Origin of the sequence: Streptomyces sp. SID8374, from assembly GCF_009865135.1 — a bacterium.
In the GTDB taxonomy this organism is placed as follows: domain Bacteria; phylum Actinomycetota; class Actinomycetes; order Streptomycetales; family Streptomycetaceae; genus Streptomyces.
On record NZ_WWGH01000001.1, the window covers coordinates 691,184 to 704,852 of the forward strand.

Here is a 13,669-nt window from a genome sequence, read left to right on the forward strand (position 1 = left end):
TGGCGCTGTGCTGACCGGGTCACTCGTGCGGGCCATTCCTCGCCCACGGGCTGCCCGAGGGGCCGTCCGCACCGCAGAGTTACCCGCGTGCAGCGAACCAGATTCACCACGAAACTCCTGGTCGGGGTGGCCGTCACCGCCGTCTCCGGGTGCGTGTCCGTCGATCCGCAGGCGGGCCCGCGGCAGCTTCCGGCGGCGGAGAGCAGCAGACCGGCCCAGGATGTGTTCCCGCAGGTCGTGCAGCCGCCCGGGCGCGAGGCGCTGGAGATCATCGTGGAGCCGAGCCCGTCGCCGGGCAGGCCCGCCTCTCCCGCGCCGCCTCCCCCTTCGGAAGCCCGGCGGGCCGGACCTCCACCGGCGCCCAAGCCGTCGGAGCGGGCCGCGCCACCGCAGCGCCGGACACCGCCCCGGCAGGTCCCGGTCGTCCCTCCCGGCGTGCTGCCGGCCCTGCCGCAGGCCCGGGGCGGAGGCCTGCACGACGTGTGCGCGCTCGGCCGGGGGTACGGCCGCTGGCCCGCGGGCAGCAGGGAGGCCCGGATCTGCGATCAGGCGTACGGGCGCTGACGGCTCCCGTACAACGGCCGTACGGGCTCACATCCCCCGCATCCGCAGCTCCAGCCGCTCGATCGCGGCCCGCACTCCCCCGTCGTAACCGGCGTAACCGCTGTGTCCGCCGTACGCCCCACGGTCGCCGTCCTCCAGCGCGTCCGCCGCGTCGCGGGCCTGGCGCAGGTGGATGCGGGCCGCGTCGGGGCGCTGGAGCTTGAGGTAGTCCGCCGCCAGGTTGAGGTGGAGCGAGGGATAGAGCGCCTGGACCGCCAAGGAGTCCCGGTGCTCGGCCGGCCGCTCGCCGCCCATCAGCCCCTCGGCGGCCGTCAGGGCCCGCAGGTCCCACGCCAGCTCGTCGCCGGGGTCGTCCTGGGTGTCCGCCATGTAGTGCGCGAGGGTGCAGCGGTGCAGGCCGTCACCGTCGGCGCCCAGCTCCGACCAGAGGAGGCCGAAGCGGTTGCGGGCCTCCTCCCGGTCACCGCCGTGGAGCAGCATGACCGCCTGGCCGATCCTGGTCATGACGGCGTCCTCGGACGACGCCTCCTGCTGCTCCACCACTGCGGTCTCCTCTTGCCCGTCAAGCCGGTCGCGGTCCCTCCGACGCTAGCGCCGGTGGTCCGCAATCCCGCTCAGGCACGGGCGGCGGCCCGGTCGCTCTCAGCCGAGGTCCGGGATGCGCCAGTCGATCGGCTGGTGGCCCTGTGCCGCGACGGCCTCGTTGATCTGGGTGAAGGGCCGGGAGCCGAAGAACTTCTTCGCGGAGAGCGGGGAGGGGTGGGCGCCCTTCACCACGACGTGCCGCTCCTCGTCGATCAGGGGGAGCTTCTTCTGGGCGTAGTTCCCCCAGAGGACGAAGACGGCCGGGTCGGGCCGCTCGGCGACGGCACGGATCACGGCGTCGGTGATCTTCTCCCAGCCCTTGCCCTTGTGGGAGTTGGCCTCGCCGCCGCGCACGGTGAGCACCGCGTTCAGCAGGAGGACGCCCTGCTCCGCCCAGGGCATCAGATAGCCGTTGTCGGGGATGGGCAGGCCCAGCTCCTGCTGCATCTCCTTGTAGATGTTGCGCAGGGAGGGCGGCGTCTTCACGCCGGGCCGCACGGAGAAGCAGAGCCCGTGCCCCTGGCCCTCGCCGTGATAGGGGTCCTGGCCCAGGATGAGGACCTTGACCTTGTCGTACGGCGTGGCGTCCAGGGCGGCGAAGACCTGCTCGCGCGGCGGATGGACGGGCCCCTTGGACCGCTCCTCCTCGACGAAGTCCGCCAGCTCCTTGACGTACGGCTTCTGCAGTTCTTCGCCGAGGACGCCGCGCCAGGACTCGGGCAGCAGGTCGATATCGGTCACGTCCACAACCTCCGGTGAGCAACAGGTTCTTGATCCCAGAACCTACCGCCCGCCACTGACAACGGGCCCGGGGAGACCTGCTCCCCGGGCCCGCACACCTGCTGCCAGCTGTCTGCTACCAGCTGGCCTTGCGGTACAGCTCCCACATCTGCATGACGGTCTGCGGGTCGAGTGCGCGCTCGCCGCCGCCGATGTCCTCGCCGGAGGCGACGTACAGCTTGCCCTGCCACAGGGGCAGCAGCCGGACGTCGTCGACGAGGATCTGCTGGGCCCGCTCGAACTGCTTGCTGACCGCGCCCCGGTCGCTCTCCTGACGCGTGGCCGGGATGAGCTGCTGGGTGATCTCCTTGTTGCGGTACGGGGTTCCGGTGACGCTCTCCTCGCCGACGAACGGGGCGATGAAGTTGTCCGGGTCCGGGAAGTCCGGGAACCAGCCTCGGCCGAAGACCGGGTACTCGCCCTGGGTGAAGCCCTCCTGGAAGGTCTTCCAGGGGGCGCTCTCCAGCGTGATCTCGAAGAGCCCCGTCTTCTCCAGCTGCCGCTCCAGCTCCTCGAACTCGGGCTGCGTGGAGGAGCCGTACCGGTCGGTGGTGTACCAGAAGGTCATCTTCACCGGCTCGGTGATCCCGGCCTCGGTCAGGATCTCCTTCGCCTTCTTCACGTCCGGGTCGCCGAAGGTGTCGAAGAAGCTCGTGGTGTGCCCGGAGATGCCCTTGGGGATCATCGAGTAGAGGGGTTCGGCGGTGCCCCGGTAGACCTTGGCGACCAGGGCGTCCCGGTCCACGATGTGGGCGATGGCCTTGCGGACGGCGGGCTTGGCGGCGGCCGGGTCCTTCGGGTTGAAGACGAGGAAGCGGATGTCGGCGCCGGTGGTCTCGATGATCTGGAGGCCGTCGTCGCCCTCCTTCTTGTCCTCCAGGCCGACGACCTCCTCGGCGGTCAGACCGCGGTAGGTGGCGTCGATGTCCTTGGACTTGAGCGCGTTCACCATCTCGCCGGACTTCTCGAAGTACCGGATGGTGACCGCGTTGTTCTTCCGGTTGGCGAAGCCCTTGTAGTCGGGGTTCTTCGTCAGCTCGGCGGCGACCCCGGCCTCGTAGGAGTCCAGGAGGTAGGGCCCGGAGCCGGTGATCTTGCCGTCGTCCCGGATCTTGTCCTTGGGGTAGTCGCCGGGGGCGACGAGCGACATGGCGGGCGTGGCCAGGATGAACGGGAAGGTGGCGTCGGACTTGTTGAGGTGGAAGATGACGGTGTCGTCACCCTTGGTCTCGATCCGGTCCAGGGAGCCGAGCATGCCGGCCGGGCCGCCCTTGAAGTGGATGTTCACGACGCGGTCGATGGAGTGCTTCACGGCCTGGGCGTCGAGCTTCTCGCCGTTGGAGAACTTCAGGTTCTTCTTGAGCGTGCACCGGTAGGCCATGCTCGTGGCGTCGGTGAACGTGCAGGTGTCGGCCGCGTCCGGCTCGGGGCTCGTACTGCCGGTGGGGAAGCTCACCAGGGTCTGGTAAATGTTCCGCATCAGTTCCCAGGAGCCGTCCCAGGCCGCCGCGGGGTCCAGGGTCGACGGGGAGCTCGTCGTCCCGACGGTTATCTTCTGGTTCTCTTCCGATCCGCTGTCGGAAAGAAGACCGCAGCCTGCCAGCAGAGAAAGGGATGCTAGGGCTGCAGCGGCCTGCAGACTGGCCCGGTAGAACACGTGCACGCTCCTCGATCAGCCATGGGTCGGCAGACCATACCGCAGCGCCCCGCCGGAACAATCCGTCGGTCCAGCGGGGCACTTGACCCAATCAGGGCCAAACCGGTTCAGGCCACTCTCAGCCGACGCCGGCGTTGAGGAAAATTCCTCCGTCGACCACCAGGGTCTGCCCGGTGATCCAGTCGGACTGTGCCGAGGTCAGGAAGGCCGCGGCACCCCCGATGTCCTCGGGCACGCCGAGCCTGCCGAGCGGATAGGCGGCGGCCGCCTCCGCTTCCCGGCCCTCGTAGAGCGCCTCGGCGAACTTCGTCTTGACCACGGCGGGGGCGATCGCGTTGACCCGGACGACCGGCGCGAACTCGTGCGCCAGCTGGGCGGTCAGGTTGATCATGGCCGCCTTCGACATCCCGTACGCGCCGATGAACGGCGAGGGGGCGACGCCGGCGACGGAGGCGATGTTGACGATCGCCCCGCCGTTCTCCTTCTGCCAGGCCTTCCAGGTCTGCTGGGCGAAGCCGAGCGCCGAGATCACATTGGTCTCGTAGACCTTGCGGGCCACATTGAGGTCCAGCTCGGCCATGGGGCCGAAGACCGGGTTGGTCCCCGCGTTGTTCACCAGGTAGTCGACCCGGCCGAACGCCTCCATGGTCCGCGCGACCGCCGCCGCCTGGTGGGCCTCGTCGTGGGCCTTGCCGGGGATGGCGATGACCCGGTCGGCGCCGAGCCGCTCCACGGCCTCCTTGAGGGCGTCCTCGCCCCGCCCGGTGATGGCCACCCGGTCGCCGCGCGCGACGAACGCCTCGGCGACCCCGTAGCCGATGCCCCGGCTCGCGCCCGTGATGAGGGCGACTTTTCCGCTGTCCTGCACCGTCATGTCGTTCGCTGCCCTTCGGGTCAGTTGAGGGGGCCGCCGGCCACGTAGATGACCTGGCCGGAGACGAAGCCGGCGTCGTCACCGGCGAAGAAGGCGATCGCGTTCGCGACGTCCTCGGGGCGGCCGACGCGCTGGACCGGGATCTGGGTGGCGGCGGCCGCCTGGAACTCCTCGAAGCCCATGCCGACGCGGGCGGCGGTCTGCGCGGTCATCTCGGTGACGATGAAGCCGGGGGCGACGGCGTTGGCGGTGACGCCGAACTTGCCGAGCTCCTTGGCGAGGGTCTTGGTGAGGCCCTGGAGCCCGGCCTTGACGGCGGAGTAGTTGGCCTGGCCGCGGTTGCCGAGGGCCGAGGAGGAGGACAGCGAGACGATCCGGCCGAACTTGGCCTCCACCATGTGCGCCTGGACGGCCTTCGCCATCAGGAACGCGCCCTTGAGGTGGACGTTCATCACGGTGTCCCAGTCGGACTCGCTCATCTTGAACAGCAGGTTGTCGCGGAGGACGCCCGCGTTGTTCACGAGGATCGTCGGGGCACCCAGCTCTGCGGCGACCCGCGCGACGGCGGCTTCCACCTGGGCGCTGTCCGACACGTCGCAGCCGACGGCGAGCGCGCGGCCCCCGGCAGCGGTGATCTTCTCGACGGTGTCCTTGCAGGCCGCCTCGTCGAGGTCGAGTACGGCGACGGCGCGGCCCTCGGCCGCCAGGCGTACGGCGGTGGCGGCGCCGATGCCCCGCGCCGCTCCCGTCACGATGGCGACGCGCTGCTCGGTGGTGGACATGCTTGGTTCTCCTCGCCCTTGGATAGCGGCTCAGCGGACGTCGAGGCCGTTCCCTGACAGAGAGACCCGATGGCTGAGCAACCGCTTAGTACCTTCAGCAGTCGAGACGCTAGAAGCCCTGGCACCCGGTGTCAACGGCGCACGGCTCCAGGGGCCGCACGTCACACCGGGCGGCGGCCCCCTCGTACCGGACTCGGCGCACCGAGCGGCTCCACGCCCAGGACGCTCAGCGCACCAGCAGGTCGAGAAGCCGCTCCACCTCGGCGGCCGGGTCGGTGGTGAGCCCGCTGTGCACGGCCCCGGGCTGGACGACCGTGGAGCGCGGGGCGATCAGCCAGCGGAAGCGCCGCCCGGCGTCGTCCCCGGCCGCCTGACCGGCCCCGTCCCCGCCGCCGCAGACCCCTTCGACCGCGCGGAGGGCGGCCCGTACGCCCACCACGTCGGCGTCGGGGTCCAGCGCCTTCAGCTTCGCCTCGTCCAGGTGCGTACGGGCGGCGACGAACGAGTGGGCCCGGCAGTAGACGAGCACTCCCGCGTTGAAGCACTCCCCGCGCTCCACCCGGGGGACGACCCGCAGGAGCGCGTACTCGAAGACATCGCGGCGCGTCATCGGCCGGCCTCCCGGCCGGTACGGGCGGCTGCCGTGGCGGGGGCCTCACCCGCGGGCTGAGGCCGGGGTGGCAGCCGGTCGGTGAGCCAGCCCGGCGCCTGGGAGGGCCGGTCCACGGACGGCGCGTCCAGGGTGATCCGCTCGTGGATGGTGGCGGCCCGCGCCAGCAGCGGCGCCACATAGGCCCGGCGCAGCTCGTCGGTGGAGGAGAACCCGGGCTCGTCGGCCAGCCAGGCGTCCGGGACGTCGGCGGCCACCTCGGTGAGCAGCTCCTCGGTGACGAGCGGGGCCAGCTCGGCGGCCGCGGCCGCGATGTCCGGGGCGAAGGGGGCCAGCACATGGTCGGAGGCGTTGTACGGCTTCGCCGCCGAGGCCTCGGCGCCCGGCCAGTTGTGGTGCCAGATCATGGTGGCGCCGTGGTCGATGAGCCAGAGGTCGCCGTGCCAGACCAGCATGTTGGGGTTGCGCCACGAGCGGTCGACGTTGTTGATCAGCGCGTCGAACCAGACGATGCGCCCCGCCTCGGCCGCGCTCACCTCGTACGCGAGCGGGTCGAAGCCGAGCGAGCCCGGCAGGTAGTCCATGCCGAGGTTCAGCCCGCCGCTGGCCTTGAGCAGCTCCTGCACCTCCTGGTCGGGCTCGGCGAGACCGATGACCGGGTCGAGTTCGATGGTCACCAGCTCCGGCACCCGCAGCCCCAGCCGCCGCCCCAGCTCCCCGCAGACGACCTCCGCGACGAGTGTCTTGCGGCCCTGGCCGGCTCCGGTGAACTTCATGACGTACGTACCGAGATCGTCGGCCTCGACGATCCCCGGGAGCGAGCCGCCCTCACGCAGGGGCGTGACGTAGCGGGTCGCGGTGACTTCGGTGAGCATGCGGCCAGGCTATCGGCCGCCGCCTCCGCACCGCCCCGCCGATATCGCCGTACCCCCGCCGGAACTACCCCCCGGTACTCGCGGATGTTATGGGCCGCTGACATTGGCGGACCGCTACGGGCCCCTCCCATACTCCTGTGGACGGCAGGTTGACGGGCCACGAACAACGCGTGATCACCCGGCCGGTCCGGTGGCCCGCTCCCCTCCGCACCTCCCACACCTCCCACGCGAAGGACCTCCCATGCCCCTTTCCCGGCCCCTGCTCGCCGCGGGCACCGCCCTCGGCCTGGCCATCGCCGCACCGGCCTTCACCTCCACCGCGACCGCCGCCCCGAACCCCATCGTCGGCGGCGAACAGGCCACCTCCGCCTACTCGTTCATGGGATCCATCCAGGTCAACGGCGGCCACTACTGCGGCGCCTCGCTCATCTCACCGGGATGGATGGTCACGGCCCTGCACTGTACGTACGGCAACGGCGCCCTCCCGGCCTCGGCGCTGCGCGTCCGGATCGGCTCCAACGACCACCTCAGCGGCGGCACCCTGACCGGTGTCTCGCAGATCGTCCGCCCCTCCAGCAGCCAGAGCATGCCCGGCCAGGACATAGCCCTGCTCCGCCTCAGCAGCCAGGTCGCCAACACCCCCGTACCGATCACCGCCTCCACCCCGCCCGACAACTCCGCTACCCGGCTGCTGGGCTGGGGCCAGACCTGCCCGCAGCGCGGCTGCTCCACCGGCGCACCGCGCTACCTCAAGCAGCTGGACACCAAGGTGCTGCCCGACAGCTCCTGCACCGGCATGGTGAACAGCCGTGAGCTGTGCATCGCGGGCACCACGTCCAACACCGCCTGCTACGGCGACTCCGGCGGCCCGGCCCTGGTCAACCGGAACGGCCGTCTCGAACTGGCCGGTGCCACCAGCCGCAGCGGCTCCAACAGCAGCACCTGCGGCGTCGGCGGTGCCGTCTACACGGACCTGGCCGCCTGGCGGTCCTGGATCCAGCAGTACACCGGGGCGCTCTGAGCCCCGGTCACCCGGCGCCCCGGGCCGAAGAGGTCCGGGGTGCCGAGCCAGGGCCGGGCCGGGCGCGCGCCGCCTCGGCCCGGCCCCGATCCACCCGCCGGCCGCCGCCCCACCGCCTCCGACCCCATGTCGCGCTCATGGACATGACATACGTGAGTGAACTAGCCTCAATCAGCCATGGACCTGGAACTGCGGCACCTCCGCATTCTGCTGGCGATCGCCGAAGCGGGCAGCCTGACCAGGGCGGCCGCCGCCCTGATGCTCTCCCAGCCGGCCATGACCACCCAACTGCGGCGGATCGAGGCCTCGTTCGGCCAGCCGCTCTTCGAACGTTCGGCCCGTGGAGTGGTGCCCACCCGGGTCGGGGAACTCGTTATCGCGCACGCCCGGTCCGCGGTGACCAGCGCCGACCGCATCCGCAGCTACCGGCTACGGCCGGCCGCCGGTCCGGAGCCGGTGACGGTCGGCGGCAGCTCCGGACCGATGCTGGGCCATCTGACGCTCCACCTGCCCGCGGTGCTGAGCAACCCCGTGAGCTTCGTCCAGTTCGCCACCACGGGGGATGCCATGGACCAGGTCGGGAACCGGTCCGTCGACGCGGCGTGCCTGGTCGACCTGGACGGGTTCGGCACGACGCCGGGCGACGGGGTCGTGGTCGACGTCATCGGACTCGAACCCGTCGTCGTGATCCTCCCGGCCGGACACCCCCGCGCCGGAGAGGGCCGGATCGACCTCTCGGACCTCGCCGACGAGACCTGGCTCCTGCCGCCGAACGATCCGGGCTGCGACGACTACGGGGCCCTGGTCGACGCCTGCGCGGCGGCCGGATTCGTACCGCGCCTGTCACCGCACCGGATCGGCGATCTGAGCATCCTGTGCGACCTGGTCGCGCAGGGCGTCGGCCTCACCCTCGCGCAGGGGTCGGCCCGGGCGCGCGAGGGCGTGGTCATGCGAAGACTCACGGGCGACCCCCTGCTCGGGAGACATCTGCTGACCCTGCACCGCGAATCCCCCCTCTTCAGCGCGCGCCCCCTGCTGCTCGGCCTCGTCCGGGACGCCTTCCAGGCCCGCTGCGTCACGTCGGGCTGACCGGCCCGCAGGCTTCTGGCCACATCCGTTCACGTTATGGCCGATCGGCATGGGTCAGGACCGGTGGAACGCGCGCATACTTCCGACCGCGACAACTTGACAGACCACCGACAATCCCTGATTCGGCCCGGGCCGGCTCGCCTCCCCGCAAGCACCGGCCCCCTGCAAGGACCAGCCCAGCGAAAGGACCAAGTCATGCCCCACTCCAAGTGGTTCGCGGCAGCCGGTACCGCCGCGGCCATCACCATGATCATGGCCCCGGCGGCGCACGCCGCGTCCGCACCGGCCGCACCGGCCCGCGCCGCAGCGGTGACCACCCTCTACTACGACGCCACCCGGGCCACCGGCTGGGAGGCGGCCGTCACCGCCGGTGTCGCCGCGTGGAACGCGAACGTCGGCAACGTGAAGCTGGCGAAGGCCCAGCCCGGCACCCGCGCCGAGATCCAGATCATCGCCACCAACGGCTGGCCGCAGGCCACGCTCGGCCCGGTCCGTCCGGGCGGCCAGGCCCGGGTGGAGCTCGGCAGCCTCGCGGTCACCGAAGGGCACGACAAGACCCGCATCGCCGCCCACGAGATCGGCCACAACCTGGGCCTGCCGGACACCAAGCCCGGCCCGTGCTCCCAGCTGATGTCCGGCTCCAGCGCGGGCACCAGCTGCAAGAACTCCGTCCCCAACGCGACCGAGCGGTCCCGGGTCGAGTCCGCCTACGCCGGCCGCGCCGCCACGCGCACCCCGGCCGACGGACGCGTACTGGTCGACGCGCACTGACCCGGCGGGAGGGGCGGCCGCCCGCCCCTCCCGCACCCGGCCCCGGCCCCCGTGCCCGTCAGCTGAACACCCGCGCCCCGCTCTCCGTACCCATGGCCGAAGACACATTCATGGATACCGATGAAGGGAATTGCCACGATGAGCGCAGCCCAGGAGCGCCGGACCCTCCTCGAACGCCGCACCGTCGTCCTGGCCGTAGGGGCAGCCGGGGCGTCCGCCGCACTCACCGCGTGCGGGGGTTCGGACGGGTCGGGCGGCGGGGAGTCGGTCGAACAGCCGGGGAGCGGCGGGGCGGACGGGGCCGTCCTGGCGAAAACGGCGGACATCCCCGAGGGCGGTGGAGTCGTCTTCGCCGCGCAGAAGGTCGTGGTGACCCAGCCGAGCGCCGGTGAGTTCAAGGCGTTCTCGGCCACGTGCACCCACCAGGGCTGTGCGGTGAAGGATGTCGTGGACAACGTCATCACCTGCCCCTGCCACAATTCCACGTTCGACGCGGCGACCGGCAGCCCCACGGGCGGGCCCGCCACCCAGGCGCTGCCCGCGCGGGAGATCTCGGTGGCGGGCGACTCGATCACCTTGGCGTAGCGCCGGACCGCCTGCGGGGCGCCTTCCAGCGGCCCAGGATGTCGTCGGTGGTGGCGATGGTGGCGACCAGGGCGAGGGTGTTGCGGATCATGGCGGGGGTGTACTCGGCGGGCACCCCCGCGATCGCGTCGGAGGGGACGACGGCCGTGTAGCCGAGGTTCACGGCGTCGAAGACGGCGTTGGGGATCGCGACGTTGGCCGAGACCCCGGTGACGACGAGCGTGCGGCAGCCGAGGTTGCGCAGCAGGGCGTCCACGTCGGTACCGGCGAGCGGCGAGAGCCCGTGCAGCCGTCGTACGACGAGGTCCTCGTCCGCGACCTGGATGGGTGCCGCGACCCGTACGGCGGTGGTGCCGGTGTGCTGCTGGACGGGGAGCCGGGCGGCGGCGCGGAAGAGCCGGGCGTTGCGATTGGCGCCGCGTCCGTCGGGGCGGCTCTCGGCGATGGCGTGCATGACCTGGACCCCGCCCTCGTGGGCGGCGGCGACCAGCCGGGCGATGTTGTCGAGGGCGCCCGAGGAGCGGGCGGCCGCGGCGAGTTCGGGCAGGGCGCTGTCCGGCCCCACGACACCCTGCTGGCATTCGACGGTCAGCAGTACGGTGGTGTCGGGGGCCAGCAGCGCGGCGAGCCGTTCCTGGGATTCCCTGGACGCCACGGCGCTCCTCCTTCTGGTCCTTCTCCGGGTCTTGGTGCCTGCCACGCGGAGGCGGATGGCATTGCGCCGCGCGGAAAGAGCCCCCATGCTTTCTGACAGTCCGTCAGATGACAAGGGGAGGAACCCGCATGACCGACACCCAGCGCCGCGGTCGCCGGATCATGATGACCCCCGAGGAGCGGGACGCCTACCTCGGCGAGCAGCGCACCTGCCGGGTCGCCACCCTCGCCGCCGACGGCCCGCCGCACATCGGCGCGCTCTGGTTCGTCTGGGACGGCACCTCGCTCTGGCTGTACTCCATCACCCGCAGCCTGCGCTGGTCCCAGCTGCGCAAGGACCCGCGGATCGCGGTCGTGGTCGACGACGGGGTGGAGTACGACGAGCTGCGCGGCGTGGAGCTGTCCGGCACGGCGGAGTTCGTCGGCGAGGCTCCGCGCACGGGTGAGCCGTGCGCCGAACTCGACGTACCGGAACGGCTGTTCCCCGCGAAATACTTCGGGATGGAGGAGATGCCGCACGACGGGCGGCACGCCTGGCTGCGGCTCACTCCGGACACCATCACCTCGTGGGACTTCCGCAAACTGGCGGACCTGGCCCGGTAGTCACCCGGCGGCGAAAGCCCCGGTGGTCACCTCGGCGGAGGCTCCGGCCACCACCCGCTCCCCCGCCGCCCGCAGCGCGTCGACCGCGGCCCGTACGGAAGGGCGGCGGTCGGCGTCCGTGCGCCAGACGGCGTGGATGTGGCGGCGCATGGTCTGGCGCACCGGCACCAGGGCGACCCCCTCGGGAACGGGGCCACGCCCCAGCCTCGGCGCGACGCAGACGCCGAACCCTGCGGCGATCAGGGCGAGTTGCGTATGGTGCTCACCGGCCAGGTGGGAGATGCGCGGTTCGATGCCCCGGGAGCGCAGGGTGAACATGAGCCACTCGTAACAGAATTCACCCTCGGGCCAGGAGACCCACTCGTCCTGCGCGAAGTCCTCCAGCTCCACTTCGGCCCGGCCGGCCAGCGGATGGCCGGCCGGCATGGCGATGTCCGGTGCGTCGTCGAGGAGTTCGGCCTTGGTCAGCCCGCCGGGGACGGGCAGCCGCTTGTTGCTCCAGTCGAGGGCCACGGCCACGTCGACATCGCCCCGCAGCACCGCTTGCAGCCCTTGCTCGGGCTCCAACTCCCGCGTACGTACTTTCAGTTCCGGATGGTCGGCGCGCAGGGACGTGAGGGTGGCGGGCAGCAGTCCGCGCGCGGCCGTGGGGAACGCGGAGAGCGTCACCTCGCCGACCACCTCGCCGCGCTGGGCCTCGATGTCGGACTGGGCCAGCTCCACCTGCGACAGGATGCGCGCGGCGTGGCCCGCGAGCAGCCGGCCCGCGTCGGTGAGGCGGACGCCGCGCCCGTTCCTGGCGAGCAGCTGCTGCCCGACCTCGCGCTCCAGCTTGGCCATCTGCTGCGAGACCGCCGAGGTGGTGACATGCAGCCCCCCGGCGGCTCCGCTCACCGAGCCGTGCCGGGCGAGGGCGTCGAGGGTGCGCAACCGCTCCAGATTCAACATGTCCGCTCCAGGCTCAGCATGCCCGCTCCACGTTCGACATGTAAGCGATGCTACGCGAACAAGCACAGAAACTCTCGCTTGTTCTAAGCAGTGCTGTTCGTCATCGTTGAGCCATGAGCGCCCCCTGCCAGCAGCCCGCCGCCCCTCCGGCCGCCTCCGTTCCGCCTCTCCCACCTGCTCCTGCCACCCGGCGCCCGGCCGTGGACTGGCGGATCCGGTTCGCCGCGCTCTCCCTGATCTGGGGGTTCAGCTTCCTGCTCATCAAGGTGGGCACCCAGGGGTTCGCACCGTTCCAGGTCACGCTCGGCCGACTGCTGGCCGGGACCGCCGTCCTGGCCGTCGCGATGGCGGTGCGCCGGGAGCGGCTGCCGCGCTCGGCCCGGACCTGGGGGCACATCACCGTGGCGGCGTTCTTCCTCAACGCGCTGCCGTTCTCTCTCTTCTCCTACGCCGAGCTGACGATCCCCTCCACCCTCGCCGGGATCTGCAACGCGACCTCACCACTGTGGGGCATGGCCCTCTCGGTGGTCGCCCTCTCCGAGGACCGCCCGACCCGCCGCCGGGTCGCGGGCCTGGGCATCGGGTTCCTGGGGGTGCTGACGGTCCTGGGCGCCTGGCAGGGCTTCTCCGGCCTGGACCTGCCGGGCACGGCGATGGCGCTGCTGGCCTCGTTCAGCTACGCGGTCGGCTGGATCTACGTCCGCCGTACGCTGGCCGGGACCGGCTCCTCGACACTGACGCTCACCGGCAGCCAGCTCTTCATCGGGACGCTGCAACTGGCGGTGGTGACACCGATGTTCACCTCGGCCCCGGACTCGTTCCCGCTGCTGCCCACGCTGTCGGTCCTGGCGCTCGGCGCGCTCGGTACGGGGTTGGCCGTGCTGCTCCAGTACGGGCTGGTCCAGGAGGTCGGCCCGACGACCGGCCAGATGGTCACGTACTTCATCCCGGTGATCGCCACGGCGGCGGGCGTCGCCCTGCTCGGCGAGCAGCTGAGCTGGAACACCCCGGTGGGCGCGGTGATCGTGCTGGCCGGGGCGGCCCTCACCCAGAGCCGGCCGTCGGCGGGCGCGCGGCCCCGCACACGACCCCGCACGGAGGCAGGCCATGCAAAGCGCCTCAGCCGTACGTAACCGTGCGTACGCCAGACGCCCGGGCACGGCGCGTACGCCAGACGCCCGGGCACGGCGCTTCAGCCGTACCCGACCAGCAGGCACCGCACGAAGCGCCTCACCCGTACGTGACCACCGGGCCCTGCCCCGGACGTCCCG

General features: G+C 71.6%; 16 protein-coding genes. 7 read left to right on the forward strand and 9 right to left on the reverse strand.

Annotated elements, in window-relative coordinates:
* The first annotated feature begins 87 nt into the window (after positions 1-87).
* The gene (locus GTY67_RS03075; RefSeq protein WP_161277693.1) at positions 88-564 is read left to right on the forward strand and encodes a hypothetical protein; all 477 of its coding nucleotides are present in this window, start codon (positions 88-90) and stop codon (positions 562-564) included.
* Positions 565-591: 27 nt separating this feature from the next.
* Here GTY67_RS03075 and GTY67_RS03080 read toward each other — a convergent pair whose 3' ends face one another.
* The 7 genes from GTY67_RS03080 to GTY67_RS03110 form a co-directional block, all read right to left on the reverse strand.
* On the reverse strand, positions 592-1,107 hold the full coding sequence (locus GTY67_RS03080; protein WP_093694743.1) for a hypothetical protein: 516 nt from the start codon (positions 1,105-1,107) through the stop codon (positions 592-594).
* Between the two features lie 99 nt (positions 1,108-1,206).
* Positions 1,207-1,890: a uracil-DNA glycosylase gene (locus GTY67_RS03085; protein ID WP_093694835.1), complete on the reverse strand. Its 684-nt coding sequence runs from the start codon at positions 1,888-1,890 to the stop codon at positions 1,207-1,209.
* A gap of 115 nt (positions 1,891-2,005) precedes the next feature.
* Positions 2,006-3,586: an ABC transporter substrate-binding protein gene (locus GTY67_RS03090; RefSeq protein ID WP_093694745.1), complete on the reverse strand. Its 1,581-nt coding sequence runs from the start codon at positions 3,584-3,586 to the stop codon at positions 2,006-2,008.
* 118 nt (positions 3,587-3,704) lie between these two features.
* The gene (locus tag GTY67_RS03095) at positions 3,705-4,460 is read right to left on the reverse strand and encodes an SDR family oxidoreductase (protein WP_093694747.1); all 756 of its coding nucleotides are present in this window, start codon (positions 4,458-4,460) and stop codon (positions 3,705-3,707) included.
* A gap of 20 nt (positions 4,461-4,480) precedes the next feature.
* A complete protein-coding gene (fabG, locus tag GTY67_RS03100; RefSeq protein WP_161277694.1) occupies positions 4,481-5,242 on the reverse strand; it encodes a 3-oxoacyl-ACP reductase FabG in 762 nt (253 codons plus the stop codon).
* A gap of 226 nt (positions 5,243-5,468) precedes the next feature.
* Positions 5,469-5,852 (reverse strand): DUF3037 domain-containing protein, encoded by a 384-nt coding sequence (locus GTY67_RS03105; RefSeq protein WP_093694751.1) that lies wholly within the window; start codon positions 5,850-5,852, stop codon positions 5,469-5,471.
* Positions 5,849-6,727 carry a HipA family kinase gene (locus GTY67_RS03110; protein WP_161277695.1) on the reverse strand — a complete coding sequence of 293 codons (879 nt, stop codon included), beginning with the start codon at positions 6,725-6,727 and terminating at the stop codon, positions 5,849-5,851. The genes GTY67_RS03105 and GTY67_RS03110 overlap by 4 nt, the downstream gene beginning before the upstream one ends.
* 241 nt (positions 6,728-6,968) lie before the next feature.
* On the opposite strand from GTY67_RS03110, the gene GTY67_RS03115 reads away from it, so the two are divergent.
* The 4 genes from GTY67_RS03115 to GTY67_RS03130 all read left to right on the forward strand — a co-directional run bounded on the left by GTY67_RS03115 (position 6,969) and on the right by GTY67_RS03130 (position 10,193).
* Positions 6,969-7,748, forward strand: a complete 780-nt coding sequence (locus GTY67_RS03115; protein ID WP_161277696.1) for a serine protease — start codon at positions 6,969-6,971, stop codon at positions 7,746-7,748.
* A gap of 177 nt (positions 7,749-7,925) precedes the next feature.
* Positions 7,926-8,837, forward strand: a complete 912-nt coding sequence (locus GTY67_RS03120; RefSeq protein ID WP_161277697.1) for a LysR family transcriptional regulator — start codon at positions 7,926-7,928, stop codon at positions 8,835-8,837.
* Positions 8,838-9,032: 195 nt separating this feature from the next.
* On the forward strand, positions 9,033-9,608 hold the full coding sequence (locus GTY67_RS03125) for a snapalysin family zinc-dependent metalloprotease (protein WP_161277698.1): 576 nt from the start codon (positions 9,033-9,035) through the stop codon (positions 9,606-9,608).
* A gap of 138 nt (positions 9,609-9,746) precedes the next feature.
* Positions 9,747-10,193, forward strand: coding sequence for a Rieske (2Fe-2S) protein (locus tag GTY67_RS03130; protein ID WP_161277699.1), 447 nt, complete (start codon positions 9,747-9,749; stop codon positions 10,191-10,193).
* On the opposite strand, the gene GTY67_RS03135 is transcribed toward GTY67_RS03130, so the two are convergent.
* The gene (locus GTY67_RS03135) at positions 10,180-10,848 is read right to left on the reverse strand and encodes a cysteine hydrolase (protein ID WP_161277700.1); all 669 of its coding nucleotides are present in this window, start codon (positions 10,846-10,848) and stop codon (positions 10,180-10,182) included. The genes GTY67_RS03130 and GTY67_RS03135 overlap by 14 nt on opposite strands.
* A 128-nt stretch (positions 10,849-10,976) precedes the next feature.
* Between GTY67_RS03135 and GTY67_RS03140 the strand changes: the two genes are divergently transcribed.
* Positions 10,977-11,450, forward strand: coding sequence for a pyridoxamine 5'-phosphate oxidase family protein (locus GTY67_RS03140; protein WP_161277701.1), 474 nt, complete (start codon positions 10,977-10,979; stop codon positions 11,448-11,450).
* Here GTY67_RS03140 and GTY67_RS03145 read toward each other — a convergent pair whose 3' ends face one another.
* The gene (locus GTY67_RS03145) at positions 11,451-12,398 is read right to left on the reverse strand and encodes a LysR family transcriptional regulator (protein WP_161277702.1); all 948 of its coding nucleotides are present in this window, start codon (positions 12,396-12,398) and stop codon (positions 11,451-11,453) included.
* Positions 12,399-12,511: 113 nt separating this feature from the next.
* Between GTY67_RS03145 and GTY67_RS03150 the strand changes: the two genes are divergently transcribed.
* The gene (locus tag GTY67_RS03150) at positions 12,512-13,531 is read left to right on the forward strand and encodes a DMT family transporter (RefSeq protein WP_202461303.1); all 1,020 of its coding nucleotides are present in this window, start codon (positions 12,512-12,514) and stop codon (positions 13,529-13,531) included.
* Positions 13,532-13,669 lie beyond the last annotated feature (138 nt).

What these genes read in the sequence shown, in the direction of transcription:
- GTY67_RS03105 (WP_093694751.1), bottom strand. Translation starts at nt 5,852, where the DNA reads ATGACGCGCCGCGATGTCTTCGAGTACGCGCTCCTGCGGGTCGTCCCC.
- GTY67_RS03120 (WP_161277697.1), top strand. Translation starts at nt 7,926, where the DNA reads ATGGACCTGGAACTGCGGCACCTCCGCATTCTGCTGGCGATCGCCGAA.
- GTY67_RS03150 (WP_202461303.1), top strand. Translation starts at nt 12,512, where the DNA reads ATGAGCGCCCCCTGCCAGCAGCCCGCCGCCCCTCCGGCCGCCTCCGTT.
- GTY67_RS03095 (WP_093694747.1), bottom strand. Translation starts at nt 4,460, where the DNA reads ATGACGGTGCAGGACAGCGGAAAAGTCGCCCTCATCACGGGCGCGAGC.
- GTY67_RS03110 (WP_161277695.1), bottom strand. Translation starts at nt 6,727, where the DNA reads ATGCTCACCGAAGTCACCGCGACCCGCTACGTCACGCCCCTGCGTGAG.
- GTY67_RS03140 (WP_161277701.1), top strand. Translation starts at nt 10,977, where the DNA reads ATGACCGACACCCAGCGCCGCGGTCGCCGGATCATGATGACCCCCGAG.
- GTY67_RS03130 (WP_161277699.1), top strand. Translation starts at nt 9,747, where the DNA reads ATGAGCGCAGCCCAGGAGCGCCGGACCCTCCTCGAACGCCGCACCGTC.
- GTY67_RS03115 (WP_161277696.1), top strand. Translation starts at nt 6,969, where the DNA reads ATGCCCCTTTCCCGGCCCCTGCTCGCCGCGGGCACCGCCCTCGGCCTG.
- GTY67_RS03125 (WP_161277698.1), top strand. Translation starts at nt 9,033, where the DNA reads ATGCCCCACTCCAAGTGGTTCGCGGCAGCCGGTACCGCCGCGGCCATC.
- fabG (WP_161277694.1), bottom strand. Translation starts at nt 5,242, where the DNA reads ATGTCCACCACCGAGCAGCGCGTCGCCATCGTGACGGGAGCGGCGCGG.
- GTY67_RS03145 (WP_161277702.1), bottom strand. Translation starts at nt 12,398, where the DNA reads ATGTTGAATCTGGAGCGGTTGCGCACCCTCGACGCCCTCGCCCGGCAC.